This is a genomic window from Wenyingzhuangia sp. IMCC45533 (assembly GCF_054111225.1).
The window spans coordinates 819,829-845,832 of record NZ_CM134197.1 but is presented as its reverse complement, the minus strand read 5'-3'; the positions used below and the strand labels follow the sequence as shown (position 1 = coordinate 845,832).

Here is a 26,004-nt window from a genome sequence, read left to right as displayed (position 1 = left end):
GTAAATAGTCTTGATACTTAATACTCACTACTTTATATTGAGAAAGAAATGAGCGATAAGAAAAATTTTGAAACCTTAGCGGTTCGTACACAAGCGGAGACTACTCAGTTTTCAGAGCATTCAGTCCCTTTGTATTTAACATCCGGATTTGTTTTTGAGGATGCGGAAGAAATGAGAGCTTCTTTTGCTGAGGAGAAACAACGTGATTTATACAGCAGATATAGCAATCCTAACACGAACGAATTTATAAAGAAAATTTGTTTGATGGAAGGTGCAGAAGATGGTTTTGCCTTTGCTACGGGCATGGCCGCAGTGTACACCACATTTGCTGCGTTGCTAGAATCAGGAGATCATATTGTTTCGGCTCGTTCTGTTTTTGGGGCTACGCATGGGTTATTTACTAAGTATTTTCCAAAGTGGGGCGTAGAAACGTCTTACTTTGGAGTGGATGAGGTAGAAATTGTAGAAAGCTTAATACAACCCAATACAAAATTTATTTATGCAGAAACTCCTACCAATCCTGCTGTGGATGTGTTGGATATGGAAGTGCTGAGCAAAATTGCCAAAAAACATGGAATTTTATTAATTATAGATAACTGTTTTGCAACTCCTTATTTACAAAACCCTATTAAGTTTGGAGCAGATTTGGTAATTCATTCTGCCACAAAATTAATTGATGGGCAAGGACGTGTATTAGGAGGCGTTACCGTGGGACCTAAAGATTTGATAAGAGAAATTTATTTATATGCTCGTTTAACTGGGCCTGCAATGTCTCCGTTTAATGCATGGGTATTGTCTAAAAGTTTAGAAACCCTAGCCGTTAGAGTAGATAGACATTGTGACAACGCTTACAAATTAGCACAGTTTTTGGAAACTCACCCTAAAGTAAACTGGGTAAAGTATCCGTTTTTAAAATCTCATCCACAATATGAGATTGCTAAAAGGCAAATGAAATTAGGAGGCTCTATTATTGCTTTTGAAGTAAAGGGGGGGAAAGAAGCTGGTAAAAAGTTTTTTGACAATATTAAAATGTGTTCATTATCGGCCAATTTAGGAGATACAAGAACAATTGTTACACACCCTGCATCTACAACACATCACTCCGTGGCGGAAGAAGATCAGTTAAAGGTAAATATCACCCAAGGAATGGTACGTTGCTCGGCTGGGTTGGAACATATAGATGATATTATTGCAGATATCAAGCAAGCTTTGGAGGCTTAAAAGCATAAACCGAGTTTTAACTCGGTTTTTTTTGTTCTAAAAATTAATTTTTTGAGGTAATACAATTTACGAGACAACTCTACGCATCCCCACTTCCTGCTGAACTTGTTTCAGGATCCCATCCTCACTATGATATTTAGTTGGGTGTGATTCTGAAATAAATTCAGAATGACTGTATGTAAAATATTTGAATGTAGACAATGTAGGTTTCTAGTGAAAATCACTTAATTTTTATAGAAAGATCAACCCTAAAATTTTAAGTATTCTGCTGAATTTTTTAATTGTATGGAGGGTGAGATTGAGCTTTTTAAGAGCTTTATAGAGTAAACTGAATGATGTTTTTCGGAATTTTATTGAAAACAACATTGGTGAAAATTGCGTGAGGGATTGTAGCGGCATCCTTTTACCTTTGGTTTGAGTGGATTTGTGAAGTGAAACGGAATAAATTTGTATCGAAAACAGGTAAAAGATATAGCGAAAAGCCCGACCCTTGGGACACGCCCAAAAATGATTCAGAATTTTTTTTAAGAAATTTAAAACTTTTTTGAAATACCAGGGTCTAAGAAGTATAAAAGCAAACCGTTTTGACAAACGAAAAAGAGTTTATTGAAGAGTTACTTGGTAAAAGCACTAGAGATAATGCTTTTAAAAGGCTGCTTGATATGTATCAGGAGCGTTTGTACTGGCATATCAGAAAATTGGTTCACACTCATGAAAATGCAGATGATGTTTTGCAAAATACTTTTGTAAGAATTTATAAGAGTTTGCCTAATTTTAAACAAAAGAGCTCTTTGCATACATGGATGTACAAAATAGCTTACAACGAGAGTTTAAGATTGTTGGAAAGTAACAAAAGACATTTTAAAGTTTCTGTAGACGAGGTAAGCGAAAAGCATTTAGAGGGTTTGTTTGAGGATGCTTATTTTAATGCCGATGCAGTGCAAGTTAAATTACAAAAGGTTTTGAATTCTTTACCAGGCAAACAACGAGATGTTTTTAAAATGAAATATTATGACGATTTAAAGTTTAGAGAAATATCAGAAATTATTTTATTAAAGGAGGGAACTGTTAAGACCTTGTATTACAAGGCTGCTAAATTTGTAGAAGATACGATGGTAGATGAAATGTTGGTGGAAAGTAAAATTTAAGAAAATGGACACATTTAATAATCATAGAGAAGAGAAAGAACAAGTGAGCACGAATTCAAATCAACAAAAAAATCACGTTGAGGACTTGGGTTTAGAGGTGCCTGAAAATTATTTTAAAAACTCAAAACAATCTATTTTAGATAAAATTGCTGAAGAGTCGCAAGAGACACAATACGATACTACAATAATTGATTGGAGACGTAAAAGAGTAGGGTTGTTTATTGCTGCATCGGTCGCTATTATTTTTGGGTTAGCGATTTTAAAAGTTCAGCAAACTTATTTTGATGTCGATAAAAAGCATACTCATAAGATGGCATTGTTAGAGGAAAACGACGATTTAATTAATTCTCTGTTTGTAGAAGAGTACGAGGCAGAAGACGTGATAGATGATTTTTTTGTGGATAAATTACTAGAGGATTTGTAAAGAATTAAATAGGATGTGAATAGGAGTAAAATTTTTTACTCCTATTTTTTTTTTGAAAGAATTAAAACTTTTTTAAAATAGGCAGGTCTAAATAAATAGAACGTTCAAATAATTAACAATTTAAAACATTAGATAGATATGAAAACATTTAAAACACTAACAACATTAGCATTGGTATTAATATTAGGGTTAAGCAATGCAAGTGCTCAAGACACAGAAGTTATTGCAACAGCTAAAGAAAGTATTTTAACGGAGGCTCAAAAGGAGATGATTAAAAATCAGAGAGAGATGATTAAATCAAACAAAGAGGCTTTTAAAACTTCGTTAACAGAGGAGCAATTGGCAATTTTAGAGAATAAAGAGTTAACAAGATCCGAACGAAGAGCAGCTTTACTAGCATCTTTAACAGAGGAGCAAAAAGCAATTAAAACAGCAAATAGAGAAAGCGCTAAAGAAGCGAGAGAGGCTTTTAGAGAAACGCTTACAGAGGAGCAAAAAGCTCAGATGCACGAAAGACGAACGTCTGTAGCAGAGAGAGGAACTAAGGCAAGAAAAAAGATTAGAGAAAGAAGAGAAAATTTAACCGAGGGGCAAAGAAGAAAACTGCGAGAAAGAATAAAGCAAAGAAGAGAAGATAGAAAAAATGCCAAAGGAGAAGCTGTAGTAAGTCCTACAGAATAGAGCATAGTTGCGAGTAATTAACTAAAAGTAACTACCCAAGCGGGTGGTTGCTTTTTTGTGTTTTAACCAAAGCGAGAAAATGGATGAAGTATAAAATTTTAATTCTTTTAATAGTATCACTTTTTTTTATGGATATTCAAGCGCAAAAGGCTGATCAAAATAAAACTGAAGTTGATGTTTTGATAGATGATTTGTTTGAGGATGAAAACGACATAACAGCCGACGAAGAAGCGTTGATAGAAAGCGTTTTTTTAGAACAAACAGAATTGGAGAATTTGGTGAGCAGCTTGTCTGATTTCAAATTTTTGTATTTTTCGATGGACTACACGAGTGATACTTATTTTACGGGTAGAGATATTGGAATTGATCAGTACAATTTACGACCTCAAGTAACTTATATGAATGCTAAAGGTTTTTTTGCAAGCGTATCTAGTATTTATTACGATGAGTTTGATCCACAATGGGACTTTATCTCTTTAACTACAGGTTATGGAAAAAGTATAGGAAGGAAAAAACTCCTGAGATTGACAGCGAGTTATTCTAGATTTATTTACTTAAATGACTTGGATAACGCGTTTACCAACTCCATCACAACAGGTGTTGGAATAAGAAATAAAAAGAGAAGTATAGGTACACGCTTATCAACTACGTTTTCCTTTGGTGGAGACACTTCTTTTCAAATATCTTCTAATTCTTTTTTACGCTTTAAGTTGTTTAAAAAATCTAATTCTAGCTTGTACTTGAGACCCTCTGTAAATTTTCAAATAGGGGATCAAATTGTTTTCCAGGAGTCTGGAATTATAGAAGAGCAAGGAGTTGAGTTTATAGATTTTGAGGAGCAAAATGTTTTTGACTTATTGAATATACAGTATAGCTTACCTTTGCTGTATACGATTAAAAACTTTGATTTTGAATTATCGTATCATATAAATACTCCAAAATCTCACGGTTTTTTTGAATATGATCATACAAGTTTTTTTAATTTTTCTGTAGCGTATTTGTTAGAGTTATAGACTATATATGTGTTTTTTATTTAACTTTGTAGCTAATGAAATCGATACTATCAGTCATATTAATCTTTTCTTTTTTGTTGCAATCTTTCGCGACCGTACAAGCGATGCCTTACAGAGAAGGAAAGTTGGATATGCAATGTATGGTTAAAAAAGAATCGCTAAAAAAACATAGTTGTTGTACAATGGCAACTGCAAAAAAAGAAGCCTCAAATAAAAAAGATTGTTGTTCTGGTACTTCTAAAATGAGTTGCTGTGTAATGATTGTTGCTATTTATCCAATAGAATATCATTATTCATTTTCCAAGATATCTACAGCAAATCCTAGATTCGGTTACCACGAGTCAATTTCCAATTATAGAAACAAAATTTTTCATCCTCCAATTTTAGCATCATTATATACTTAGTATCATTAATGACATCCTTGTTGGGATGTATAGAAATATGTTAGAATTTTAAATTTAAAAAGATGAAAAAAATAATTAAAGCTACGTTATTAGTAGCAATATTTGGAGCATTTACCTTATTGATGTCTTCTTGCGGTAACAAGCGGAAATGTAACACTAATTGTTGCCAAACGGAGCAATGTAAGCAAAATTGCATTGCAGATGGTTGTTGTAAAGCTGGAGAAACTTGTGATACAACCAATCATAAAAAGTGCAAACACAAATGTTGTGATGCTACCAAGGAAACTTGCCATACAGGTCAAGAAAAATCTTGTTGTAAAACCAAGTAATAGCAAAAGCCCATCAAATTTTGATGGGCTTTTTAATGATTAATCTTCGTTCATTCCAATTTCAGCTAGTGGGTCAGTTTTTAAATCTTCATAAAACTTTGCATTAGTTACGTGGAAGTAGGGAATTAACCACAAAAAACCAATACCGAAAGTAAAGAATGCGCATAGTAGTGACCATCCCATAAATCTCAGCGTTAATCTAAAATATTTCATTTTATGACCATTCATCATTTCTTGACTTTTAGCCAATGCCTCTTGCGGACTTAATTCTGGTTCATCTACCATAATAAAAAATACCATTGAATAAGAAAGAGATTTAATGATTCCTGGGATAATTAGTAAAAGAGACCACAGGAAAACGTAAAGAGCTCTCAATAAATAAGCTACCAATCCGTTGCTGAAATTTTTAAATCCTTCAAAAATATTTTCGAATTTTAATTCGTTACCTCTGGAGATATTTAAAGAAAATAAAGCTAACCCCAATGCAAAGGGACCTCCCAATATGATACCGGCATAAGGTATCATAAACGTTAGAATGATGTAGGTTAGAAATGCCCCAATAGCAAGTGGCCAATTGTTTTGCAAGGCTGCCCTTGCGTTTTTCATTAAAGTAGTGTTTTCTGTAGTCATGTTTTTTTGTTTGAGTTATCGCAAATTACTAATATTAAACATATTTTTATTTAAAAAATATAAGGTTTCTTACTTTAGTAAAAAAAAACGAATTGAATCAAAAAATATATTTGTCACCTCCGCATTTAAAAGGAAATGAGCGAGAATTACTGTTGAAAACGATGGAGAGTAATTGGATTGCTCCGCAAGGTCCGATGTTGGCCCTTTTCGAACAAAAAGTAGCTGATTTCGTAGGTAGTAAGTATGTGTTGGCTTTAAATTCTGCAACAGCGGCTATCCATTTAGGATTGCAAGTTTTAGGGATAAGTAAAGGAGACAAAGTATTGTGTGCTAACTTTTCATTTATTGCATCAGTAAATCCAATTACCTATTTAGGAGCTATTCCTGTTTTAGTAGATTCGGAGTCTACAACACACAATATGTGTCCTGTTTTGTTAGAAAAGGCTATTACTAATGAAATAAAGAATGGTGAAAAACCAAAGGCAATGGTATTGGTGCACGGTTATGGGATTCCAGCTAAAATTGACGAGATTTTAGCGATTACTAAAAAATACAATATTCTAGTTTTAGAGGATGCAGCCTCTGCTTTGGGAGCTAGATATAGAAACCAATGTTGCGGCACGTTTGGAGATTTAGGGGTATTCTCTTTTAACGGAAATAAAATAGTAACTACCTCAGGAGGAGGGGTACTGATATCCAATCGGGAAGAGTATATAAAAAAAGCAAGGTATTTAGCTACTCAAGCCAAAGAAAATGGTACAGATAATCAGCATCATCAAATAGGTTATAATTATAGGTTGAGTAACGTTTTAGCAGCTATTGGTGTAGCACAAATGGAATTGTTAAATGATTTTATATCACTAAGAAAACGCAATTATGAGTTTTATAAAAAAAACTTGTCAAACGATGATATTTCTTTTTTAGGAGCAGAAACCGTAGCGGAGAGTAATTATTGGTTAACCTCTGTAATATTTAAGACAAATAACATCAAAGAAAAAGTAAGAGAAGCTTTAAAAGAAGAGGGGATTGAGAGTAGAAACTTGTGGAAACCTATTCATCAGCAAGTAGCATATCAAAACACAGTGGTGTATACAAATGGTATTTCCGAGGATCTTTTTGGGAGAGGACTCAGTCTACCTAGTGGCTCTAGTTTGAGTTTACATGATTTAGATAAGATTTGTGAGATTGTAAAAAAAAGTGTTTAAAACCATTTTTTTCTCTTAAAATAAATCATAATAATCACCGTAACAACCGCCATAATACCCAGTAAAATAAAATAGCCATTAGGCATATCTAATTCGGGGATGTATTTAAAATTCATTCCGTAAATACCCGCTAAGAAAGTAAGAGGGATAAACACAACAGAAAAAATGGTAAGTGTTTTCATGACTTCGTTTAGTCTATGTCCTTGGATACTAAAAATCATGTTGATTTTACTTTCCATTTCTTGCAAATCAAAATCAATCGTATTAATTAGATTATTTACTTGGGCATTCAATTCGCTATAAAACTTTTTATTTACGCTTTCTTCTTCAATTTTTTCTAGCTTAGTGACCACATCTCTTAAACTACTAACAGCTTTTTTATAGGTAATAATTACCTTTTTATCGTTTTCAACAGTTTTGGTAAATTCTGGAGTTGGGTTTACGTCCAATGAGTGATTTAAGGTATTCAAGCTGGATGAAGCGTTTTCATAAGCTTCTTCATAATTATCAATAATAGATTCTAAAATTAAGAACAGTAAATAGTCTGTTTTTTTGGTTCTAACAATCCCTTTGTTTTGTTGAATACGCTCACGAATCCACTCAAAATAATCTCCTTTTTTTTGCTGAATACTCCATAAATAATAAGGAGTAAGGATAAAAAACATTTGTTCAGTTTCAAAATTGAGACTTTCTGTTTTTAACACTTTAATGGCTACAAAAATAACTCCCTTTAGTTCCAAAACTTTGTTAGGATGTTTTTCTTCGCTAATTAACTTTAGTAAAAAGTCGTCTAATAAAGTTTGTTTGATAACAGATTTAAATTCATCGGTATAATTCGTACCGTAAGTGTTTAGCCAGCTAGTAGTACTGGGGTCGTTGATAAAAGCAATTTGATTGATATCCGTTATAGGCTCACTAGAATAAGATTCTTTGTTGTATTCTATCAAAGACGTATTTTTTAAAAACAATTCATTCATCTGTACCTATTTTTGAATATGAATATCTAATTGATTAAACGGAACCGTAATATCTTTTTCCTCAAAAGCCTTAGCTATTCGTATTCTAATATCGCTTTTAATTTTTTCTGCTCCAAAAATATTTGTTGTGTAAAATAAAAGCATAAAGTCTAACGAAGAAGAGCCAAAATCGGTAAAAAACACATTAGTACTTTCAGTTTTTATTACTTCAGGATGGTTATTGGCACATTCTTTTAAAGTTGCAATTACCAAATTTACATCACTCCCGTAAGCAACACCTACTTTTATTTTAAATAAAGTTTTAGTTTCATTATGACTCCAGTTAATTACTTTGCTTGTAGTAATTTGAGAATTAGGAATAATGACCGAAATATCAAATCTATTGATGGCTTTGGAAGTTCTCAATCCTATTTCATGAATTCTAACAATGTCACCATCAATTTCTAAAACGTCACCCACTTTGGTAGTTCCCTCAAAAAGTAAAATAAGCCCAGAGATAAAATCGTTAAAAGTTTGTTGTAATCCTAAACCAATTCCTACCAATAAGGCAGCAGATCCTGCTAAAATAAGTTTTACATCAATATTTAGACTTTCTAGTACAGCGACAATGGCTAGAGTCCAAAAAAAGTATGCACTAATTTGAATCATTGCATAATTATTGGCGTGCGTATGATTTACGCTATTTCTCTTTTTGATGATTTTAGAAAATCCCCACAACAGTATTTTGGTAAATACTAAAATAAAAAGAGCGAGTACTACATTAAAGACTTTTATTTGACGTTCTCCAATGCTTAAAAGTTCAAAATTTAAAAAATCACTAAAGGTGTCCATAAGTTTTTTTGATAAAAGTAGTAAAACAGAACAAAGTAAAGGAAAAAAGAATAACCCACGAATTAGCCACCAATGGCAATCATACTTCGGTTATTTAATCTAAGTTCATCTGAAGTAAATTTGTCCTGCGTATCCATACCTCCACGTACTTTCTTTTTAGATTGAACGGCAATATTGATGGGTTTTTCAATATCATCACCATTTCTCAAAGCTTCTAACAAATTGGTTTCTCCACCAGAAAATAGACAGTTTTTTAACATACCATTTGCAGTTAACCTAATTCTATTACAGCTATCACAAAAAGGATTGGTAACAGTACTAATAATAGCAAAACTACCTGTGCCATTCCTTACCTGAAAGTTTTTAGAGGTATCATTAGCAGCATCTTGTAGCCTGATGATGTTTTCTGACCCAAAGTGTTTTATAGCTTTATCTACAATGGTGTCTAAAGAAACCAACTGATCTAAATTCCATTTATTTCCGTCGAAAGGCATAAATTCTATAAACCTAACATTTAAGTTGTGAGTTTTAGAATAGGCTATAAAATCAACAATTTCGTTATCATTGGTGTTTTTCATTAACACGCAGTTCAGCTTTACCTTAAAAAAATCATCCTCTGTAAAAAGTTGAATGTTTTCTAATACTTTATCAAAATCTTTTCTACGAGTAATGGAGTTAAATTTATCTCTATCCAAAGAGTCAATACTAATATTTATTTTTTTGATATTACACGCTTTAAAGATATTTAGAAAACGATCAATCAGCACACCGTTAGTGGTGATAGAAAGCTCTACAGGAAGTGTAGCTAGTTTTCTCAACACAATTTCTACATCTTTCCTAACTAGCGGTTCTCCACCAGTAATTCTAATTTTAGTGACTCCTAAATCAACAAACTTTTTAGCCACCGTATAAATCTCATCATAAGTCATAATATGGCTTTTTGGAGACAATGGAATTCCAGCTGCAGGCATGCAATAGGTACAACGAAAATTACATCTTTCAGTAATCGATATACGCAAGTACGTGTGTTCTCTATTAAAAGAGTCTGTTAATATGTTGCTTGAGTTGTTGATATATTTGCTGTTTATGTGTTTAGTTGTTGAGTTGCGTTATAGCTTAATCAGTTTAAGGTTAGAAAAATGAGCATCGAAATTAATGTCTTTCTCCTTTTAATACTCCGTAAATGTGTAATATTTCTGGAAAAATAGCTTCCATAGATTCTTTAGCACCATTGGTAGATCCAGGCAAAGCTAATACTAAAGTATTATTTATAATTCCTGCCACGCTTCTGGATAACATAGCATAAGGCATTCTGTTTTGTCCGTAGTTTCTAATGGTTTCTTCAACACCAGAAATTCTTCTATCCAATAAAGGAATCAATGTTTCTGGAGTAACATCTCTTGGAGATAAGCCTGTACCTCCTGTGTATATAATCAAGTCAAAATCTTTTTGACTATTGGTTAATGCTTTTTCTTCGATAATTGCTGCTTCGTCGGGAATAACTGTGTATTCGCCAGTGGTAACATCACATTCTCTTAGTTTTTCAATAATAGCTTTACCAGCCTTATCTTCCTTAGTCCCCGCAGAAATAGTATCCGAACAAACAATAACTGAGGCTTTTAAACCTGTTCCTTTCTTTTGTTTATAGGTAGATTTACCTCCTCTTTTTTGTAAAAGTTTAATGTGTTCTATTTCTACTTCCTTGTCTATGGGCTTTAACATATCATACATGTTTAAAGCAACAACACTTGCTCCGTGCATAGCTTCTACCTCAACCCCTGTTTTGTAAATTGTTTTAACGGTCATCAATACAGTAATTTCTAGTCCGTTAATTTGGTATTCAACTCCAGTATACTCAATAGGCAGTGGATGACAATCGGGTAGTAAATAAGGGGTTTGTTTAATACCTAATAAACCAGCAGCTCTGCTCATTTCAAAAACATCTCCTTTAGGAACCGTTTTGTTATTAATTGCATCAATAGTTGTTTGCTTGCTAACTTTTACAACTGCTTGGGCAACTGCTGTCCTTAGTGTGTTGGTTTTATATGTGATGTCTACCATTTAATTTATGTTGAGTTGCGGAAGTGTTTATTTGTTTAGCTGTGTTTTTCGCAAAGCGTTAATTTTGTTTGAAATCATTTCTATTACAGACCTTATTTCTTTGTATTTCTCAGCATTAATATAGCCCAATTCGTATGAAATAATCACTTGATTTAATACTTCAACTAGAGAACTATAGGCTATTGTTGAAAAATAAGCTTTGTCTTTATAAGTTTTTCTGGAACTACCTTCGGCTAGATTGGATGATACGGATATGGATGCTCTTCGTAATTGAGATGATAAACCATAGATTTCTGATTTGGGAAAATTCTTAGTTATCTTATAAACCTCTTTGACCAACTCTTTCGAATCTTGCCAAACAATTAATTTCTCAAAAGAAAATATATGCATATTTAACAAACTAACCAATTAAACAAAAAACAAATAAACAACTAATTGTTTACTTTCCACTGATGCGTTTCATCTTCAAAAACCTCTTTTCCAAAAATTGGAGTTTCTGCTTTAATGGTTTCTACCAAATACTCCAAAGCCTTCATCGCTTCTTTTCTTCTTGGAGAAGACACGAAAACAAAAAGACAAAGTTCGCCAGTTTTTACAGCACCTAAACTGTGATAAATATGAGAACAAGTCAATTCAAATTTATCAAAAGCACTTTCTCTAATTTCATCAAACTTAGTATTAGCCATTTCTTCGTAAGCCGTATACTCAATAGCAGCAACCGTTTTACCGTCAATGTTATCCGCTCTAACCTGACCTAAAAAAATATCGTGAGCTCCAATGGTAGTTTTACTTTGATGTTTAGAAATTGAGTTGGCTATAAATTCTGGGGTGATAGCACCTTCAACAAAAACGTTTTTTATTTTTTTCATAACAATGTTTTTAGAATATTTTGAGATGTGTTGTCGAACTATTTAAGGGTTGAGTACTCTAAAATTTCAGAGTACAAATATAATCAACCTCCAGCAAACGGAGGTAAAAAAGCCAATTCATCTCCCTGATTAATCAATGTGTCTTTAGAAGCAATTTTTTGATTGCAAGCAATGTTGTAGGTAAGCTGACTCAACGTTGGATACTTTTCCAAGATAAGATTTTCAATATCAGAAATACTAGTATCCGTATCAGGAAAACCGATGTTTTCTGAGGAGGTATTTGTCTTTTCCAATACCATTCCAAAATATTTTACGGTAACTAGCATATGTCGTGTTTTTCTAAATCTTTTGGCGTGTTAATGTTGGCTAACTTACACACAATATTGTCTGGAGCAGGAATCGTTTTATGCTCTAGTTGTTTTACCACAAAGCGCAATTTTTGAATTTTATTCTTTAGTGCTAATTTAAACACAGGCAAACACTTTTTATTATACAAAGCAGTAAGGGGTGTTGTTCTGGTATTATAGATATATTGAACAACATCATATTTATTGTTTCTATATTCCAGTAAAGGTCTAAATACGTCCATATCTACCTTAGGACTATCGCAACTTATAACAAAACTGTAGTCTGTTTTACTAGCTTTTAAACCTGTGTATACACCAGCAATTGGACCGTAATCTTTGACGTTATCAGGTATTCTTTTTACACCAAACTGATCGTAATTAGGATTGTTACTAACAATGATGATTTCGTCCACAATAGGATATAAATTATTAATTATATGCTGCGTAAACATTACGTTTTTAAAAAGTAATGTTCCTTTATCAGCACCCATTCTAGAGCTTTTTCCTCCAGCCAAAATAATTCCTGTGATATTCTTTCGCATAACGATGTTAATCTATAATGTAGGTGGTTACAAGTTCATTTTTACGAATAGTTCCTCTTCCTTCTTCCAAGTAAATCAAGGCATTTGCGTTTGCAAATGTATTCAGCATTGCGGAGCTTTGACTTCCTAAAATTTCTACATAATTTCCGTTGGCTTTTGCTTTTAGAAATTCACCTCTTATTCCTTTCTTTTGATAATGATTGATTAGTGCTAGTTCTTGCGTTTGTTTTTGATAGGTTGGATTCCCTACAAACTTTTGCAGTGCAGTTTCTATGTAAATGTAAAAACAGGTGAGGGCAGAAGCAGGGTTTCCAGGCAGCGCAAAAATGGCTGTGTCCTGATGAATTCCATAAAACAGCGGCTTTCCAGGTTTTTGCTTTATTTTATAAAAAATCTGTTCAGTGTTTAGTTCTAACAAAGCTTTACCCACAAAGTCATAATCTCCAACGGAAATTCCACCAGAAATCAGAACAAAATCACTGTTGTTAATAGCTTCTTGTAAACTATTTAAAGTTTGTTGGTAATCATCTTTTACTTTGATGATATTGATGTTTCCAAACCCTTTTTTTAACAAGGCAGTTTGCAACATAATAGCATTGCTCTCATATATTTGTCCAAAATCTAAAGGAGTTCCAGGAGGAGTCAGCTCGTTTCCGGTAACTACAATTGATATTGATGGTTTTTGGTGTACTTTGACAGTGGTTAAACCCAAAGTAGCTAAAAAGCCAATAGCGGCAGGATTTAATTTGGTTCCTTTTGTTAATGCAATTTGCTGCTCTTTAATTTGCTCTCCTGCCAAACGAATATTTTTATGATGACTCAATTCGTCTTCAATAGCAAGTAGCCCATCTTTTACGGAGGTGTTTTCTTGCATAATTACAGCATTGGCATTATGCGGAGTAGGAGCTCCTGTAAAAATTCTTACAGCCTCTCCAACTTTTAATGTTTTAGGTTTATTGTCTCCAGCCTTAATCTCATCAACCAAGGTAAAGTTGTTTTGATGCGCTATATCATACAAAATAGCGTATCCGTCCATGGCAGATTGATTGAAAGGAGGCATATTGATAGGTGATAAAATATCTTCAGCCAAGTATAAATCTAAAGCATCCAGCAAAGGAATTTCAACGACTTTGCCAACACGAGTACGGGTGTTAACAAGCTCAATAGCTTTAGAAATGCTTACCATGTATTTGTTGTCCATCTTGCTTTAAATAAGAAACCAAAATTAGGATTTATTTTTAAAGTTCAACTTCCGAAAATTCTTTTTTAGGAGCTTCACACAAACCACATTCGTAATCTGCTGGTAATTCGTCAAATAAAGTACCAGGTTTTATGTTGTTTTCCTCATCTCCAATTTGTTCATCATAAATAGTCATACAATGATTACATTGATGAACTTTGCTAGTAATCAAACCGCTATCCTTGTTCTCTTTTGGTTTGGCAACATTTTCCAAGCTATTATCTAGCTGATCAAAGTACAATTGACTCAACTGCATCAATAAACCCGGTAATTCAATTTCTTCGACATTTTGTGCATATGGAATATATACACCTGTGTTGGGATTAAAGTTCTTACAATACAAAACATTGTATGTTGCAATGTTTTCAAATTCGTTGGCGATTTTAGGAGCAGGATTTTTTTCAATAATCATAGAAGTGAAATATTGAGGTTGCTCGCTCCTTTCGTGGTAACCAATAGTTAACCCATAGGTACTAATATCGTTTTGATCTAAAGATTTTACAATAAAACGCTTTAGTTTTAGTGCGTCGTGGTTATTTACAGGTAAGTGCCAGTTCAATTCTAAGGAAGAGTGACGTACATTAATACCTCTTTGTCCTAAGAATTTTTCTAACATAAACTTGTATTCCTTTTCAATTCCTTTTATAACTAAAGATTTCCAAGGAGTGATACAAATTCTACTGATTTTATAATCCATACAAAAATCGCAGAATTCTTCTAAAAATTTGATGTCGTATTTGTTGTTTCTCCAGTATAGTCCTAACCAATACTGATTGATTCCCATTTTATTCATACCCTCATAGTACGGAAACGGTTTGTAGGCAATAGATAAAGGTTGAGTAATCACTTTGTTGTTGGTTTCTACCAACTCGTTTACTCTATTGTATAAATCTTGAACGTTGTTAAAATTTTTATATTCATCTTCAATAGCTTTGGCAATGTTGGCAATATTCCAAGTATAAACCAAAACAGGGTAATCTGTATCTCTTTTCCAACCTGGTAAATTTAAGTTTAAATACCAGTAATCTTCATCTTTGGAGGCCACAAAATTTAAGTGTCCGTTATAAATTGGAACTAAGTTTTGTTGTGCATCTACCAAATTAATTTTTAATGTAGGGTTGTATTTGAATTCTTCGTGTAAATACAAATAAGTGGTTGCACTTAGCCACGATGTTTGCGGAAATACATCTGCAGATACATAAGAGGAAACAATATTTTGAAACTTATGATTTTCTTCAATATCCTGTTTGAATTGAGGAAAGTATGTTTTTAGTAAATGTTCTTGATTTTCTTTTACGGGTAGTAAAATATCTTGTCTAGAACCAAAACTGATGCTATCTAAATTTAAAGCTTTGGCTAATTGAATAACTTGTTTTAACTCGTTAGGAGTAATTACTCCCCCTTTGATAAATATTCTTTTTAACGTTTCTACCATTTTACTAAGCGTTAACAGTTACTAATTCTTCTTTTAAAATATCTCTTACCTCTGGTTTACAACTTCCGCAACCCAAACCAGCTCCGGTGGTTTTACACAATTCTGCAAAATCTTGACAGCCCCCTGCAATGGCTTGCTTTAAGTTACCGTCTCCCACTTGACTACAAGAACATACTAATTTTCCTACTACAGGTTCTCCACCACCACTACCGCGTAGTAGTTCGTCACGTTTGTCAGACAGTTCTACCTTATCCTCTATTAGGGCTTTGAATTCTGCAAATTCTTTTTTGTCTCCCATTAAAACGGCACCCACTAAAATATCGTCTTTCACTACGCATTTTTTGTAATAGCGTTTGCGTTCATCAGTCAAAATAATTTGTTCGTAGGATTTGTCATCTTTAGGAATTTCAATATTTCCGATACTACATAAATCTAAGTTCTCAAACTTTAGAATATTCATCAACACAGATCCATCGTATATGCTACCTAAATCTCCTAAGATATATTTAGCAGCGATATCAGCTTGTTGCTCCGCTGCTGAGGTAATTCCAAATAACCAACCGTTGTATTGAGCGATTTCTCCCAAAGCAAAAATACTAGGGTCGCTAGATTGTAAGTGTTGGTTTACTTCTATCCCTCTACCACATCTTAGTTTGATCGCTCTACCTAACTCAATGTTTGGAATGGTACCAATAGCGTACACAATTGCATTGGTTTTAATGATTTTTCCAGTCTTAAGTCTTACTTCTAATTCGGTTTCTTTTTCAGTCTCAAAAACAGTATCTACTTCGTTATTATAATGAACTTGAATACCTCTTTCTTCTACATCTTTCCCTAGTAATCTACTAGAAACCAAATCTAACTGACGTTCCATCAAACGGTTGGCACGCTGTATAATACTAGATTTGATATCTATTTTAGAAAGAGAAGCAGCTAATTCTAATCCTAATAAACCACCACCTACGATAGTTACATGTTGTTGGTTTTCTGGCAATCCTGTTTTTTCAAGATGCGCTTTTAACGCATCTGCATCTTTTCTCGTTCTCATGGTAAAAGCACCTGCAATGTCTAACCTAATATCTTTAGGAACAAAGGCTCTACTACCTGTAGCAATAATTAAAATATCATAAGAATGTGTATCTCCATTGCTATCGGTAATAATTTTGCGCTCACGATCTATATTTTCTATACTACAACTTGCGTGTAGATTTACTTGTAATTTTTCTAATTCTCCTTCTTTAATTTTTTGGAGTTGCTCCCAAGTCATTTCTTCGTTAATGTACTCAGGTAACATCACTCTGTTGTAAAAAGGATATGGTTCTAAAGAGAATACGTCTAATTGATCTTCAGTATTATGTTCTCTATAGGTTTGTATAAATCTGTACGAAGCAGAACCTGCTCCTACCAAACAAATCTTTTGTTTTTCTTTTTTATATTTTGTGACTTGTGCTACAGCATGTTTAAAATCTGGCTCACTAGAAATAGGATCAATCAACTCGTTGGTTAGATTGTTGACACGTCCAAAATCATCACCAGAAACTTTACCAAAGTGCATTGGCATAAATATAGATCCCTTTTTAATGTCTTTGTTTACTACTGCTTTTACTCTGGTTGTTCCTCTGCCGTTGCTAACAATTACAACAGTTCCTTCTTCTATTCCTCTTTCTTTGGCATCTTCCTCGTGCATTTCTACATAAGGGCCATCAATATGGGTTAACAAACGTTTTACTTTTCCTGTTTTGGTTCTGGTATGCCACTGATCTCTAATTCTACCAGAATTCAGTATCAATGGAAATTCTTCTGTAGTTTGTTCAGATTGATTGTAAATATTTGTAGGAACGTTAAAGTTGGCTTTCCCATTAGGAGTGTAAAACTTTTTATCGGTAAATAATCTAGGAGTTCCTTCGCTATCTTCTGTAGGTACGGGCCACTGAATAGTTCCGTTGGCTTTTAACTTGTCATAAGACAAACCAGTAATATCTATATTGGTTCCTTTAGTCATTTGGCAGTACTCTTTGTACACCTCTTCTGCGTTCTTAAAGTCAAACCCTTTGTAGCCCATAGCTTGCGCAAAACGACATAAAATTTCTATATCTGGCAATGCTTCTCCTGGAGCTTCTATTCCTTTTTCTAAGTAAGATATTCTTCTTTCGGAGTTAGACATGGTTCCTTCTTTTTCTAACCAACCCGCAGCTGGCAATAAAAGATCTGCATACTTAGTGGTTTCTGCATTATGAGAAATATCTTGTACCACTACAAATTTAGCCTTTTTTAAGGCTCTTTCTATCTTGTTAGAGTTGGGTAAACTTACCACAGGATTGGTACATATAATCCAAATTGCCTTTAATTCGCCTCTGTCAAGTGCATCAAACATTTTGGTTGCCGTAAATCCTGGTTTAGGATTGATAGGGTTAGAGCCCCAAAAATCTGAAACCTCTTTTCTGTGTTCGGGATTGCTCAAATCTTTATGAACTGCCAATAAATTAGCCATTCCTCCAACTTCACGACCTCCCATGGCATTGGGTTGACCGGTTAAAGAAAAGGGACCAGAACCAGGTTTACCAATTTGTCCTGTAACCAATGATATGTTTAATAAGGAGACGTTTTTATCTACTCCGATAATACTTTGATTTAGTCCCATGGTCCACATACTAATAAATCCTTTGGCATCGCCAATGTATTTAGCAGCTAGTTTTATTTCATCTACGGTAATATCACAATTTTTGGCAGCCTCCTCTAAAGACATTTCAAAAACTAAGTTTTTAACATCTTCAAAGTTGTTGGTGTGATTTAAAATAAAATCAAGATCTATTTTGTCTGTTTCAATCAATTCACGAACAATGGCATTATTCAAAACAACATCTGTTCCTTGTTGAATTTGTAGATGCAAATCTGCCATGGCAGCAGTTTGCGTTTTTCTAGGGTCTACAACAATAATTTTAGTATCAGGATTCGCTTCTTTATGTGCTTCTAATCTTCTGAACAAAATAGGATGACACCAAGCTGGGTTGGCACCAGTAATTAAAAACGTATCTGCTAATTCTATATCTGCATAGGAAATAGGTACTGAATCTTCTCCAATGGCTTTCTTATAACCCACCACGGCAGAACTCATACATAATCTTGAATTGGTATCTATGTTGTTAGTTCCAATAAATCCTTTGGTCAATTTATTAACTAAGTAGTACTCTTCCGTTAAACATTGTCCGGATACATAAAAACCAACACTGTCAGGTCCATGTTTTTCAATAATGGATTTAAAAACAGCTGCAGCTCTATCAAAAGCAGTATCCCACGAAACTCTTTTTAAAGGGTGATTTTTACTCCACTTCATTTCTGGATATAGAATTCTATCAGTAGTGTCTTGCGCTACGTAATGCAGGTTCATCCCTTTAGAACAAAGCATTCCTTTGTTTACAGGATGCTCAGCATCTCCTTTAACTTTTAAAGTTCCGTTAACATCTTTATCAACGATGATTCCACAACCTACTCCGCAGTAAGAACAAGTTGTTTTATATGATTTATTTGCAGACATGAATTGTTATGTTTTAAAGATACTTTCGCAAATATAGTTAATTTTACGTAGATTTTAAGTATATATACGTAGTTTTGGTTTTTGAATCTGTTTGATTTTTAAATTTCGAGGCCTCAATTTCTTAACATATTACACAAAAAGCCTAAGTAACTATACTTAGGCTTTTTGTGGTTAGTGAAATGAATAAAAACAGTTTGCTATTTTTTTGTATACTTTTTAATCCATTCTTGTTCCGTTAAGGCTTTAAATTTTTTCTTACCCTCATACGGGTCTTCTCCACCTTTAAAATAAGCTTTTATTTTTTGCATTGGAATGGTGTCTTTCATGTTTTCTGGAGCGGGAGCTTGATGATTTCCGTGAAAATCGTGACATTGTAAACAAGTGTCCCATTTTCCTGTACTAAATAACACGGAGTGAGGCACATCCAAAGGATCATTTTTAATTTTAGTGTCGCTATGGCAATTGATACAGTAGTTTCCTTCAGCTAAACTGATTCTAATTCCGTTGTGCTCGCTATGGCAAGTGTTACAATTAGTGGCATCAATTTCTTTAATAGCTTCTTTGTACTTGGGTTCTAAGAAACGATGCGTGGGGTGTCTATCGTTGTCTCTTTCATGACAAGACAGACATTTTTTGGTGTCTGCTGGAAGAGAACCAAAATCAACTACATTCTTTCTCAGTCCAATGGCACATTCGGTGTTGGATTGTATTTGTTGAAGTAGGGTTCCTTTAGCATCGCTATGACAGGTGTTACAGGAAAATCCTTCGTGACCAGTATTCATAGGGCCAATACTTAAGTATTTCTCCGCAGGCTTTGCAAAAATTAAGGAGGCAATTACAAGAATAGAAACAATAATACCTATTAAAATTCCGTAAAACTGTCTCTTTCGTAATGGATTTATATTAAACATTTTTTAACTGATTTCAATCGTTACTTTTTCGCTATTAGGATAAGTTATACAGGTTAAAACTTCTCCGTTTGCTACTTGGTCATCACTTAACAAATGACCCTGACTCATGGTAGTTTCTCCGTCTATACAGTTTCCTTTACAAGTACTACACATTCCTGATCTGCAAGAGTAGGGAAGAGGTATATTTTTACTCATGGCTTGCTGAAGAATGGTTTTATCTCCAGGAACTTCTAATTCGTAAGTCTCTTTTTTGTATTTGATGGTAACGTTGCTAACTAAATTTTTTCGATTGACCTTAACGGTTGGAGCTTTAAAAGCTTCTAGCATAATTTTGTTTCGCTCAATTCCCTTTTCTCTAAGAATTTTTACGGTATTGTCCATAAAACCACTCGGACCACACATCATGTATTTGTGGTCTTCATATTGTAAATCATATTTGCTAAAAATAGTGTCTAAAATATGCTCGGTTAAAAAACCAGTATGGTAGCTAGGATTAGTATTTTCACTTAAAACATGTTCAACAAAAAAGTTTTTTGGGTATTCTTTTTCTAGTTTGCTTATTTCGTTGTAAAAAATAATATTTTCTTTATTCTGGTTAGCGTATATTAAAATCACTTTAGATTTAGGTTCTTTCACCATGACCGATTTGGCAATGGAATACACAGGAGTAATACCACTACCGGCTCCAAACAAAACATAGGTTTTTTCTTCTTTTATGTTTGGTTTTACGTAAAAGCTACCCATGGCAGTATCTGCCTTTATTTTGTCTCCAACTTTTAGAATATTATTTACGTAGTTAGATACGTACCCACCTTTAACGCGTTTTACTGTAATTCTAAGATCTTTTTCAGTATCAGGACTACTACTAAAAGAATACGCTCTTTTAACAGTATCCTTGCCGATTTTAAAATCGAACATAATAAACTGACCAGGCAAATACTTTATTTTTCTAAAAAAATTGCCATTTTTAAAGCAAACAGTAACGGCTTCAGGGGTTTCTTTAATAATATCTGTAACCTTTAATATCATGTGAAGATGATTTATTTATTTGTAGTAAAAAACGGTAGCTATGTGTAAAAACATAATTCCGGTGATAAGCATAGAAAAACCTACGTGAAGAATCATCCACGATTTAAAAATCCATTCTTTTTGTGATTTAATCACATCAAGATTAATGGTACCTAGCAACATATTGCTAAAGAAAATATAGCTTAGTAAAGCCAAGTAACCGTATCCAAAACTAGTTGCGTGGATATAGAACAATAAAGGGCTAAATGCACCTAGCCACTTGTGAAAGTTAGTAAGTTTTAAAGAGTGTTTTCTTAATTTGGTAATTACCCTTGTAAAGGTTAAAAGCCATTGGAAAACAATAAAGAGAGCTACTGCTAATCCTGTCCATCTCTTAAACATTTCTTGTGATTGTAGCAGCTCGAAAGATGTAATTTTTAAGTTTAGTACCTCCTGTAGTATATAACTACAGAAGAGTACCAAACCAATAATTGTTATAATCTTTTGATTTTTCAAAATAGGTCTATTTCATTAATGATGCCATGGTAGTGTAAGAAGATAATTTTCTAACGCTATCAATAAATACCTCTGGAGTAGGTAAGTATTTACCTGAAGACGGCCATTTGTCACCAACTTCTGGTTTTTCACTTTCTTTGAAATCTGCAATTTCTGCTAAGTAATCATTATAAATAGCTGCTGTACCATCTCTATAAGCTTTTAACACATCCATAGCTTCTGTGTAGCTTAAAGAATCCGAAGGATACTGCCAAGTAGTTGCTCCCATTACATCTCCTAATTTCCAATCTTTTTTGGTAGTCTGAGGGTGTTTGTTATGACAACTTACACAAGCAGGAGCTCCAGCCACATCAGCAAACATAGCAGTGTAAACTTTTGCTTCTTCATCATAGAAATGTTGAGGTTTTCTGTCTTCTTTAATTTTTTTGAATAAGTCTGCTTGTTTTCCCACTAATTGGTTAGAAGCATTGATAGGGTAGTCTGAACCTAAGTACAAACCTAAAGGCACATCACCTTTACGGATATCGTTAGCAACTCCTCTTAAGAATAAAGCTGGTAACGGACCTGCTTCAACTTTTTCGTCTTGCCACTCTTCGTCAAACTTAAACCCTTGTTTTTTTCCAGCTCCTACAATAGCTTTGGTGTATAAAGTTCTTGTAACGTCATTTTCATGGGCTACCATGGTAAGTACATCTGCAACTGCAAAAGATTTTTTTTCAGTAGCAGTAGCTTTCGATTCTTCTGGAACTCCGCCACAAGAGACTAAAATTAACGCACACGTTGCAAAAGAGAATAATTTTTTAATTAGATATATAAAAGTTTTCATGTTGATTGTTTTTAAATGTAGTTTGTATAGTTTTAGTTTAGTTTTTTAGTATGCTGCTTCAATCATTACAGAGGCCATTACTCCGTAAACATCTGTCCAAGCTTGTTTTACTTCAGGAGTAAAATCGTCTCCTAAGCCAACAGCTAAGGTTCCTAATAAAGCTGCACCTACGGTATCGTAGTGAGATTTTTCTACTCTGTATGCTACGTGTCTTTTTCCTAAATCTTGTAATACGGGTACCAAAGCCTCAATGTTAGATAATCCTGCAACAGCTCCAGATAACATCGTCATTAATTTATTTCCTTGCTCTTTCATTTTGTCCTCATCTGCAGCTGGAAATAAAGGTTTAAGATTTGGGTCTAGTTCAAATAACTTAGAATAAAAAATTTCTGCAGCTGTGGCAGCGATAGGTTTTACTGCTTCAAAAGAAGTTTGAACTAATTCTACTGTTTTAGCAGGAATAATTTCTTCTTTCTCTACTACAACAGGTTCCACTTTCTTTTTTCCGAATAGTTTAGATAAAAATGCACTCATGATTTTTGATTTATTTACAGTTTAGTGAATATTAGTTTTGTAAAATTAGTTGATAACTATCAAGTTTAAAATGTTATTAATCAACGAGAATATTGCTTTTATAGGGTATGATAACTGCGATTTGACAGTTGGCTATCAAGGAGTTAATAATACTTGACAGTTTTATAAAACGAAAAAAGCTCGAGCAATTGCTCGAGCTTTTAACACTGAATATTAAGGTTTAAGGATTCCTTAATATCTTATAAGAATTTTGGCTTGATGATTAACATTAACCATGCCCAGTTTTGAGTGCTTTCTGCGTTCGCTGGTTCTGTGTCCCCTTCAAAAAATTGAGAGTAACCACCGACTAACTTAAATCCATTGAATTTTTTTGCTATTACCAAATCTAATTCTTGTCCAATGTTGTCTTCGTTTCCTGATTGTTGCGAGAAGTTGTGTCCTTTTAAAGATACTGCGTATCCAGAGATGTTAGTTTTAACTCCTAAGTTTAAGTCGATAAGTCCAGGTCCGTTAACATAGTTACCTACAAAAAATCTATCCATTAAACCATTAAATGCATGGTTTGTTCCGTATAATGGAGCGAAACCGAATGTACCATCATCTGTTCTACCTGAAATAATTTCACCTCCAGCTAATACAGTTAGCTTTTCAGTAGCCTTAAACGTAGCGTCTAAACTTACTAAATAAGCACCTTCAACCTCCTGTACTCCTGAAGCTGCAGGTGTAGCTGCTTGAGTGATATCATATCTCTCTCCGTCTTGTATAAAAGCATTAGCTTTTAATTTTAAAGAATTAATGCTGTAGTCTGCGTGTAGACCAACAGTCCCTAAAGTAGCTTTACGGTCAGTACCGTTTTGAAAAGTATTTACCATTCCTAAGAAAGATAGATTCAGTGCATCATATTTTTTATTTGCGTGCACAAATCCCATGTCTCTGTAAGAAAAGGCATTCAGTCTGCTGTAAATTCCAGTTCCTGGAGTTGTATTGCTTAAAGACCCACCTAAGTCTAAACTATATCCGTTATTTTTGTATTTGATTATAGCAGCATCATGTGTTCTCGCTTGTTGAGCCCATCCTAGTCCTCCTAAAATTCTTTGGTCATCGTAAGATAAAGGTTGACGACCTAATTTTAAGCTAGTAGATTCTGATAATTTAATATCTGCCCAAGCCTCTTGTACTCTAAAGTTTCCATTTCCCGAAGGTGAAATTTGCGGTCTGTCTCCGAAAAGGAATACTTCTTGTACTCCAATATGCAATTTGTAACCTTGCGAAGCATAATCAGCATTTAACGCTGCTCTTATAGAAGTGTTATAAACACCTGTGCTACCTTCTAAAGCGGTTGCTGATTGACCGTTACCAAATAATTCTGTACGTGGTCTAAACTCACCAGATAAAGAAAATTTTGGAGCTTCTTGTGCTTGTGCTAACGCAGAGACAGCAAAAGTAGCTGCTAATAATGTCTTTGTTAATTTCATGTTTAAAGTATTTATAGTTTTCGTTTATTTAAGTATTTACTTACGTATTACAAATGTATAGCTAAGTATTTATACGTATTTTGTTTTTTTGCAAAACATTACCTGTTTTTTAACAGGTAATGCACATTTTTATTTAGTGTTCTAAGAAATCAATTAAGTGTTTTCTGTATTTGTAGTAATCGTCATGTTCCAAAATAGCCTTACGAGTTCTAGGTCTTTGAAAATCTATAGAAAGTACATCTCCAATTTTAGCCCTAGGTCCACTAGTCATCATCACTACACGGTCTGCTAAGAATATCGCTTCATCCACATCGTGGGTAATCATTACGGCAGTAATCTTTTCTTTGTTCCAAACATCAATTAAAACATCTTGTAATTGTCCTCTGGTTAAAGAATCCAGCATTCCAAAAGGTTCATCTAACAAAAGTACTTTGGGTTTAATGGCAAATGCTCTTGCAATACCTACACGTTGTTGTTCTCCTTGAGAAATGTCAGAAGCTCTTTTATTAAAAGCACTTTCCATTCCCACTTTGTGTAAATAGTATTTACAAATGTCTTCTTTTTGTTTTTTTGTAGCGTGCGGATATACTTTTCTTACCCCAAGCATCACGTTTTCCATAGTCGTTAACCACGGCATTAAACTTGGAGCCTGAAAAATAACCCCTCTGTCTGGTCCAGGTCCTTTAATACTAGAACCTAATACAGAAATTTTTCCTCCTGATATTTCATTCAAACCAGCAATCATAGATAGCATGGTTGTTTTACCACATCCAGAGTGACCAATGATGGTGATAAATTCTTCTTTTCTTATTTGCAGATTTAGGTGTTCTAAAACTACGTAGTCTCCTTTGGGAGTTGGATATACTTTTTTTAAGTCTTGTAAATCCAACATTACCTCATTACTAGGGAAACGTTCTATTTTTGGGTGATTTGTATTTAGAGTCATAGTGGTAATGGTTTTATTTAGTGTGCCATCTAAAATCTTTAGGCTGAATGTCTGGTAATTCATAAGTTGCTGTACTTCCAGCAGCTTGTTCATCCCCTAAATTCATAAGGTACTCTATAATTTCGTTACGTGTTTTTTTGTACTCAGGATTGTCGTTTAAAGCTGTTTTGTCTCTTGGTCTTTCAATGTTTACTCTAAACTCTGGTCCTAAAGTTGCTTTAGGTCCTGGTTTTAGTGGAATAATTCTATCAGCCATATAAATAGCTTCATCCACATCGTTCGTGATTAACAAAGCTGTTCTTTTGTTACGCTCCCAAATTTTTAAAATCTCGTCCTGAAGATTTCCACGTGTTAAGGCATCCAAAGCTCCCAATGGTTCGTCCATAATAATCATCTCAGGATCCATAGCCAAAGCTCTGGCAACAGAAACACGCTGTCTCATTCCTCCTGATAATTCTTTAGGTCTTTTGTTGGTTGCGTGGGTAAGCCCCACCATTTCTATGTATTCTTTTACTCTAACGTCTTTTTCTTGTTTAGAAGCTTTTGGGAAAGCCTCTTGAATTGCCATGTCTATGTTTTGATAAACAGTTAGCCAAGGTAATAAAGAGTAGTTTTGAAAAATAACTCCACGTTCGTGGCTAGTATCTTCTACAGGTTTCCCTTTAAAAATAACTTCCCCCTCGGTAGGTTTTAGTAATCCGTTAATTAGGTTTACTAAGGTTGTTTTTCCACTCCCTGAAAATCCTACAATGGCTACAAATTCTCCTTCTTCAATGCTTAAGTTGATGTTATCAAGAATTTCACCCTTGTATTCCTTGCTAGGATTGTAGGACTTATGTATGTTTTTTAGTTCTAATATTGCCATGATATTGATTTAAGATTTAAATAATGAGAAT

General features: G+C 33.9%; 28 protein-coding genes. 8 read left to right on the top strand and 20 right to left on the bottom strand.

Annotated features, from left to right (window positions below; translation table 11 throughout):
- The first annotated feature begins 48 nt into the window (after positions 1-48).
- The 7 genes from ACXGQW_RS03760 (at position 49) to ACXGQW_RS03730 (ending at position 5,220) form a co-directional block, all read left to right on the top strand.
- Positions 49-1,221, top strand: coding sequence for a trans-sulfuration enzyme family protein (locus ACXGQW_RS03760; RefSeq protein ID WP_457823764.1), 1,173 nt, complete (start codon positions 49-51; stop codon positions 1,219-1,221).
- 584 nt (positions 1,222-1,805) lie between these two features.
- Complete coding sequence (locus tag ACXGQW_RS03755; protein WP_457823763.1) at positions 1,806-2,369, top strand: RNA polymerase sigma factor; 564 nt, start codon at positions 1,806-1,808, stop codon at positions 2,367-2,369.
- 4 nt (positions 2,370-2,373) lie between these two features.
- Positions 2,374-2,793, top strand: a complete 420-nt coding sequence (locus ACXGQW_RS03750) for a hypothetical protein (protein WP_457823762.1) — start codon at positions 2,374-2,376, stop codon at positions 2,791-2,793.
- 138 nt (positions 2,794-2,931) lie between these two features.
- Positions 2,932-3,474: a hypothetical protein gene (locus tag ACXGQW_RS03745; protein WP_457823761.1), complete on the top strand. Its 543-nt coding sequence runs from the start codon at positions 2,932-2,934 to the stop codon at positions 3,472-3,474.
- Positions 3,475-3,557: 83 nt separating this feature from the next.
- A complete protein-coding gene (locus ACXGQW_RS03740; protein ID WP_457823760.1) occupies positions 3,558-4,487 on the top strand; it encodes a hypothetical protein in 930 nt (309 codons plus the stop codon).
- A gap of 35 nt (positions 4,488-4,522) precedes the next feature.
- Positions 4,523-4,891: a hypothetical protein gene (locus tag ACXGQW_RS03735; RefSeq protein ID WP_457823759.1), complete on the top strand. Its 369-nt coding sequence runs from the start codon at positions 4,523-4,525 to the stop codon at positions 4,889-4,891.
- A 62-nt stretch (positions 4,892-4,953) separates the two neighbouring features.
- Positions 4,954-5,220, top strand: coding sequence for a hypothetical protein (locus ACXGQW_RS03730; RefSeq protein ID WP_457823758.1), 267 nt, complete (start codon positions 4,954-4,956; stop codon positions 5,218-5,220).
- A 39-nt stretch (positions 5,221-5,259) separates the two neighbouring features.
- On the opposite strand, the gene ACXGQW_RS03725 is transcribed toward ACXGQW_RS03730, so the two are convergent.
- Positions 5,260-5,850, bottom strand: a complete 591-nt coding sequence (locus ACXGQW_RS03725; RefSeq protein ID WP_457823757.1) for a DUF975 family protein — start codon at positions 5,848-5,850, stop codon at positions 5,260-5,262.
- Between the two features lie 92 nt (positions 5,851-5,942).
- Here ACXGQW_RS03725 and ACXGQW_RS03720 point away from each other — a divergent pair, with 92 nt between their 5' ends.
- Positions 5,943-7,055: an aminotransferase class V-fold PLP-dependent enzyme gene (locus ACXGQW_RS03720; RefSeq protein WP_457823756.1), complete on the top strand. Its 1,113-nt coding sequence runs from the start codon at positions 5,943-5,945 to the stop codon at positions 7,053-7,055.
- On the opposite strand, the gene ACXGQW_RS03715 is transcribed toward ACXGQW_RS03720, so the two are convergent.
- The 19 genes from ACXGQW_RS03715 to ACXGQW_RS03625 all read right to left on the bottom strand — a co-directional run bounded on the left by ACXGQW_RS03715 (position 7,052) and on the right by ACXGQW_RS03625 (position 25,973).
- On the bottom strand, positions 7,052-8,032 hold the full coding sequence (locus ACXGQW_RS03715; protein ID WP_457823755.1) for a CorA family divalent cation transporter: 981 nt from the start codon (positions 8,030-8,032) through the stop codon (positions 7,052-7,054). The two genes, ACXGQW_RS03720 and ACXGQW_RS03715, sit on opposite strands and share 4 nt — an antisense overlap.
- Before the next feature lie 6 nt (positions 8,033-8,038).
- A complete protein-coding gene (locus ACXGQW_RS03710; RefSeq protein WP_457823754.1) occupies positions 8,039-8,863 on the bottom strand; it encodes a mechanosensitive ion channel family protein in 825 nt (274 codons plus the stop codon).
- Between the two features lie 62 nt (positions 8,864-8,925).
- Positions 8,926-9,936: a GTP 3',8-cyclase MoaA gene (moaA, locus tag ACXGQW_RS03705; RefSeq protein ID WP_457824186.1), complete on the bottom strand. Its 1,011-nt coding sequence runs from the start codon at positions 9,934-9,936 to the stop codon at positions 8,926-8,928.
- Between the two features lie 79 nt (positions 9,937-10,015).
- Positions 10,016-10,924, bottom strand: coding sequence for a bifunctional molybdenum cofactor biosynthesis protein MoaC/MoaB (moaCB, locus tag ACXGQW_RS03700; protein WP_457823753.1), 909 nt, complete (start codon positions 10,922-10,924; stop codon positions 10,016-10,018).
- 27 nt (positions 10,925-10,951) lie between these two features.
- Positions 10,952-11,314 (bottom strand): four helix bundle protein, encoded by a 363-nt coding sequence (locus tag ACXGQW_RS03695; RefSeq protein ID WP_457823752.1) that lies wholly within the window; start codon positions 11,312-11,314, stop codon positions 10,952-10,954.
- A 41-nt stretch (positions 11,315-11,355) separates the two neighbouring features.
- The gene (locus tag ACXGQW_RS03690) at positions 11,356-11,793 is read right to left on the bottom strand and encodes a molybdenum cofactor biosynthesis protein MoaE (RefSeq protein WP_457823751.1); all 438 of its coding nucleotides are present in this window, start codon (positions 11,791-11,793) and stop codon (positions 11,356-11,358) included.
- A gap of 83 nt (positions 11,794-11,876) precedes the next feature.
- The gene (locus ACXGQW_RS03685) at positions 11,877-12,119 is read right to left on the bottom strand and encodes a MoaD/ThiS family protein (RefSeq protein ID WP_457823750.1); all 243 of its coding nucleotides are present in this window, start codon (positions 12,117-12,119) and stop codon (positions 11,877-11,879) included.
- Positions 12,113-12,682 (bottom strand): molybdenum cofactor guanylyltransferase, encoded by a 570-nt coding sequence (gene mobA / locus ACXGQW_RS03680; RefSeq protein WP_457823749.1) that lies wholly within the window; start codon positions 12,680-12,682, stop codon positions 12,113-12,115. Before mobA ends, ACXGQW_RS03685 begins: the two co-directional genes overlap by 7 nt.
- Before the next feature lie 7 nt (positions 12,683-12,689).
- The gene (locus ACXGQW_RS03675; RefSeq protein WP_457823748.1) at positions 12,690-13,883 is read right to left on the bottom strand and encodes a molybdopterin molybdotransferase MoeA; all 1,194 of its coding nucleotides are present in this window, start codon (positions 13,881-13,883) and stop codon (positions 12,690-12,692) included.
- A 37-nt stretch (positions 13,884-13,920) separates the two neighbouring features.
- Positions 13,921-15,357: a rubredoxin gene (locus tag ACXGQW_RS03670; protein WP_457823747.1), complete on the bottom strand. Its 1,437-nt coding sequence runs from the start codon at positions 15,355-15,357 to the stop codon at positions 13,921-13,923.
- Between the two features lie 4 nt (positions 15,358-15,361).
- Positions 15,362-18,892, bottom strand: a complete 3,531-nt coding sequence (locus tag ACXGQW_RS03665) for a molybdopterin-dependent oxidoreductase (protein WP_457823746.1) — start codon at positions 18,890-18,892, stop codon at positions 15,362-15,364.
- Between the two features lie 197 nt (positions 18,893-19,089).
- A complete protein-coding gene (locus ACXGQW_RS03660; protein ID WP_457823745.1) occupies positions 19,090-19,803 on the bottom strand; it encodes a cytochrome c3 family protein in 714 nt (237 codons plus the stop codon).
- A gap of 3 nt (positions 19,804-19,806) precedes the next feature.
- Positions 19,807-20,832: a 2Fe-2S iron-sulfur cluster-binding protein gene (locus ACXGQW_RS03655; RefSeq protein WP_457823744.1), complete on the bottom strand. Its 1,026-nt coding sequence runs from the start codon at positions 20,830-20,832 to the stop codon at positions 19,807-19,809.
- Between the two features lie 15 nt (positions 20,833-20,847).
- Entirely contained in the window at positions 20,848-21,327 is a 480-nt protein-coding gene (locus ACXGQW_RS03650) for a hypothetical protein (RefSeq protein ID WP_457823743.1), read from the bottom strand.
- Between the two features lie 7 nt (positions 21,328-21,334).
- Entirely contained in the window at positions 21,335-22,153 is an 819-nt protein-coding gene (locus ACXGQW_RS03645) for a c-type heme family protein (RefSeq protein WP_457823742.1), read from the bottom strand.
- A gap of 45 nt (positions 22,154-22,198) precedes the next feature.
- Positions 22,199-22,687, bottom strand: a complete 489-nt coding sequence (locus ACXGQW_RS03640; protein WP_457823741.1) for a globin family protein — start codon at positions 22,685-22,687, stop codon at positions 22,199-22,201.
- Positions 22,688-22,926: 239 nt separating this feature from the next.
- On the bottom strand, positions 22,927-24,162 hold the full coding sequence (locus ACXGQW_RS03635; protein ID WP_457823740.1) for a hypothetical protein: 1,236 nt from the start codon (positions 24,160-24,162) through the stop codon (positions 22,927-22,929).
- 133 nt (positions 24,163-24,295) lie between these two features.
- Positions 24,296-25,108: an ABC transporter ATP-binding protein gene (locus ACXGQW_RS03630; RefSeq protein ID WP_457823739.1), complete on the bottom strand. Its 813-nt coding sequence runs from the start codon at positions 25,106-25,108 to the stop codon at positions 24,296-24,298.
- Between the two features lie 13 nt (positions 25,109-25,121).
- The gene (locus ACXGQW_RS03625) at positions 25,122-25,973 is read right to left on the bottom strand and encodes an ABC transporter ATP-binding protein (RefSeq protein WP_457823738.1); all 852 of its coding nucleotides are present in this window, start codon (positions 25,971-25,973) and stop codon (positions 25,122-25,124) included.
- Between the last annotated feature and the right edge of the window lie 31 nt (positions 25,974-26,004).

Coding starts and splice junctions, on each gene's coding strand:
- ACXGQW_RS03760 (WP_457823764.1), top strand. CDS start 49: ATGAGCGATAAGAAAAATTTTGAAACCTTAGCGGTTCGTACACAAGCG.
- ACXGQW_RS03750 (WP_457823762.1), top strand. CDS start 2,374: ATGGACACATTTAATAATCATAGAGAAGAGAAAGAACAAGTGAGCACG.
- ACXGQW_RS03745 (WP_457823761.1), top strand. CDS start 2,932: ATGAAAACATTTAAAACACTAACAACATTAGCATTGGTATTAATATTA.
- ACXGQW_RS03740 (WP_457823760.1), top strand. CDS start 3,558: ATGAAGTATAAAATTTTAATTCTTTTAATAGTATCACTTTTTTTTATG.
- ACXGQW_RS03735 (WP_457823759.1), top strand. CDS start 4,523: ATGAAATCGATACTATCAGTCATATTAATCTTTTCTTTTTTGTTGCAA.
- ACXGQW_RS03730 (WP_457823758.1), top strand. CDS start 4,954: ATGAAAAAAATAATTAAAGCTACGTTATTAGTAGCAATATTTGGAGCA.
- ACXGQW_RS03725 (WP_457823757.1), bottom strand. CDS start 5,850: ATGACTACAGAAAACACTACTTTAATGAAAAACGCAAGGGCAGCCTTG.
- ACXGQW_RS03715 (WP_457823755.1), bottom strand. CDS start 8,032: ATGAATGAATTGTTTTTAAAAAATACGTCTTTGATAGAATACAACAAA.
- ACXGQW_RS03710 (WP_457823754.1), bottom strand. CDS start 8,863: ATGGACACCTTTAGTGATTTTTTAAATTTTGAACTTTTAAGCATTGGA.
- moaCB (WP_457823753.1), bottom strand. CDS start 10,924: ATGGTAGACATCACATATAAAACCAACACACTAAGGACAGCAGTTGCC.
- ACXGQW_RS03695 (WP_457823752.1), bottom strand. CDS start 11,314: ATGCATATATTTTCTTTTGAGAAATTAATTGTTTGGCAAGATTCGAAA.
- ACXGQW_RS03690 (WP_457823751.1), bottom strand. CDS start 11,793: ATGAAAAAAATAAAAAACGTTTTTGTTGAAGGTGCTATCACCCCAGAA.
- ACXGQW_RS03685 (WP_457823750.1), bottom strand. CDS start 12,119: ATGCTAGTTACCGTAAAATATTTTGGAATGGTATTGGAAAAGACAAAT.
- mobA (WP_457823749.1), bottom strand. CDS start 12,682: ATGCGAAAGAATATCACAGGAATTATTTTGGCTGGAGGAAAAAGCTCT.
- ACXGQW_RS03675 (WP_457823748.1), bottom strand. CDS start 13,883: ATGGACAACAAATACATGGTAAGCATTTCTAAAGCTATTGAGCTTGTT.
- ACXGQW_RS03670 (WP_457823747.1), bottom strand. CDS start 15,357: ATGGTAGAAACGTTAAAAAGAATATTTATCAAAGGGGGAGTAATTACT.
- ACXGQW_RS03665 (WP_457823746.1), bottom strand. CDS start 18,892: ATGTCTGCAAATAAATCATATAAAACAACTTGTTCTTACTGCGGAGTA.
- ACXGQW_RS03660 (WP_457823745.1), bottom strand. CDS start 19,803: ATGTTTAATATAAATCCATTACGAAAGAGACAGTTTTACGGAATTTTA.
- ACXGQW_RS03655 (WP_457823744.1), bottom strand. CDS start 20,832: ATGATATTAAAGGTTACAGATATTATTAAAGAAACCCCTGAAGCCGTT.
- ACXGQW_RS03645 (WP_457823742.1), bottom strand. CDS start 22,153: ATGAAAACTTTTATATATCTAATTAAAAAATTATTCTCTTTTGCAACG.
- ACXGQW_RS03640 (WP_457823741.1), bottom strand. CDS start 22,687: ATGAGTGCATTTTTATCTAAACTATTCGGAAAAAAGAAAGTGGAACCT.
- ACXGQW_RS03635 (WP_457823740.1), bottom strand. CDS start 24,162: ATGAAATTAACAAAGACATTATTAGCAGCTACTTTTGCTGTCTCTGCG.
- ACXGQW_RS03630 (WP_457823739.1), bottom strand. CDS start 25,108: ATGACTCTAAATACAAATCACCCAAAAATAGAACGTTTCCCTAGTAAT.
- ACXGQW_RS03625 (WP_457823738.1), bottom strand. CDS start 25,973: ATGGCAATATTAGAACTAAAAAACATACATAAGTCCTACAATCCTAGC.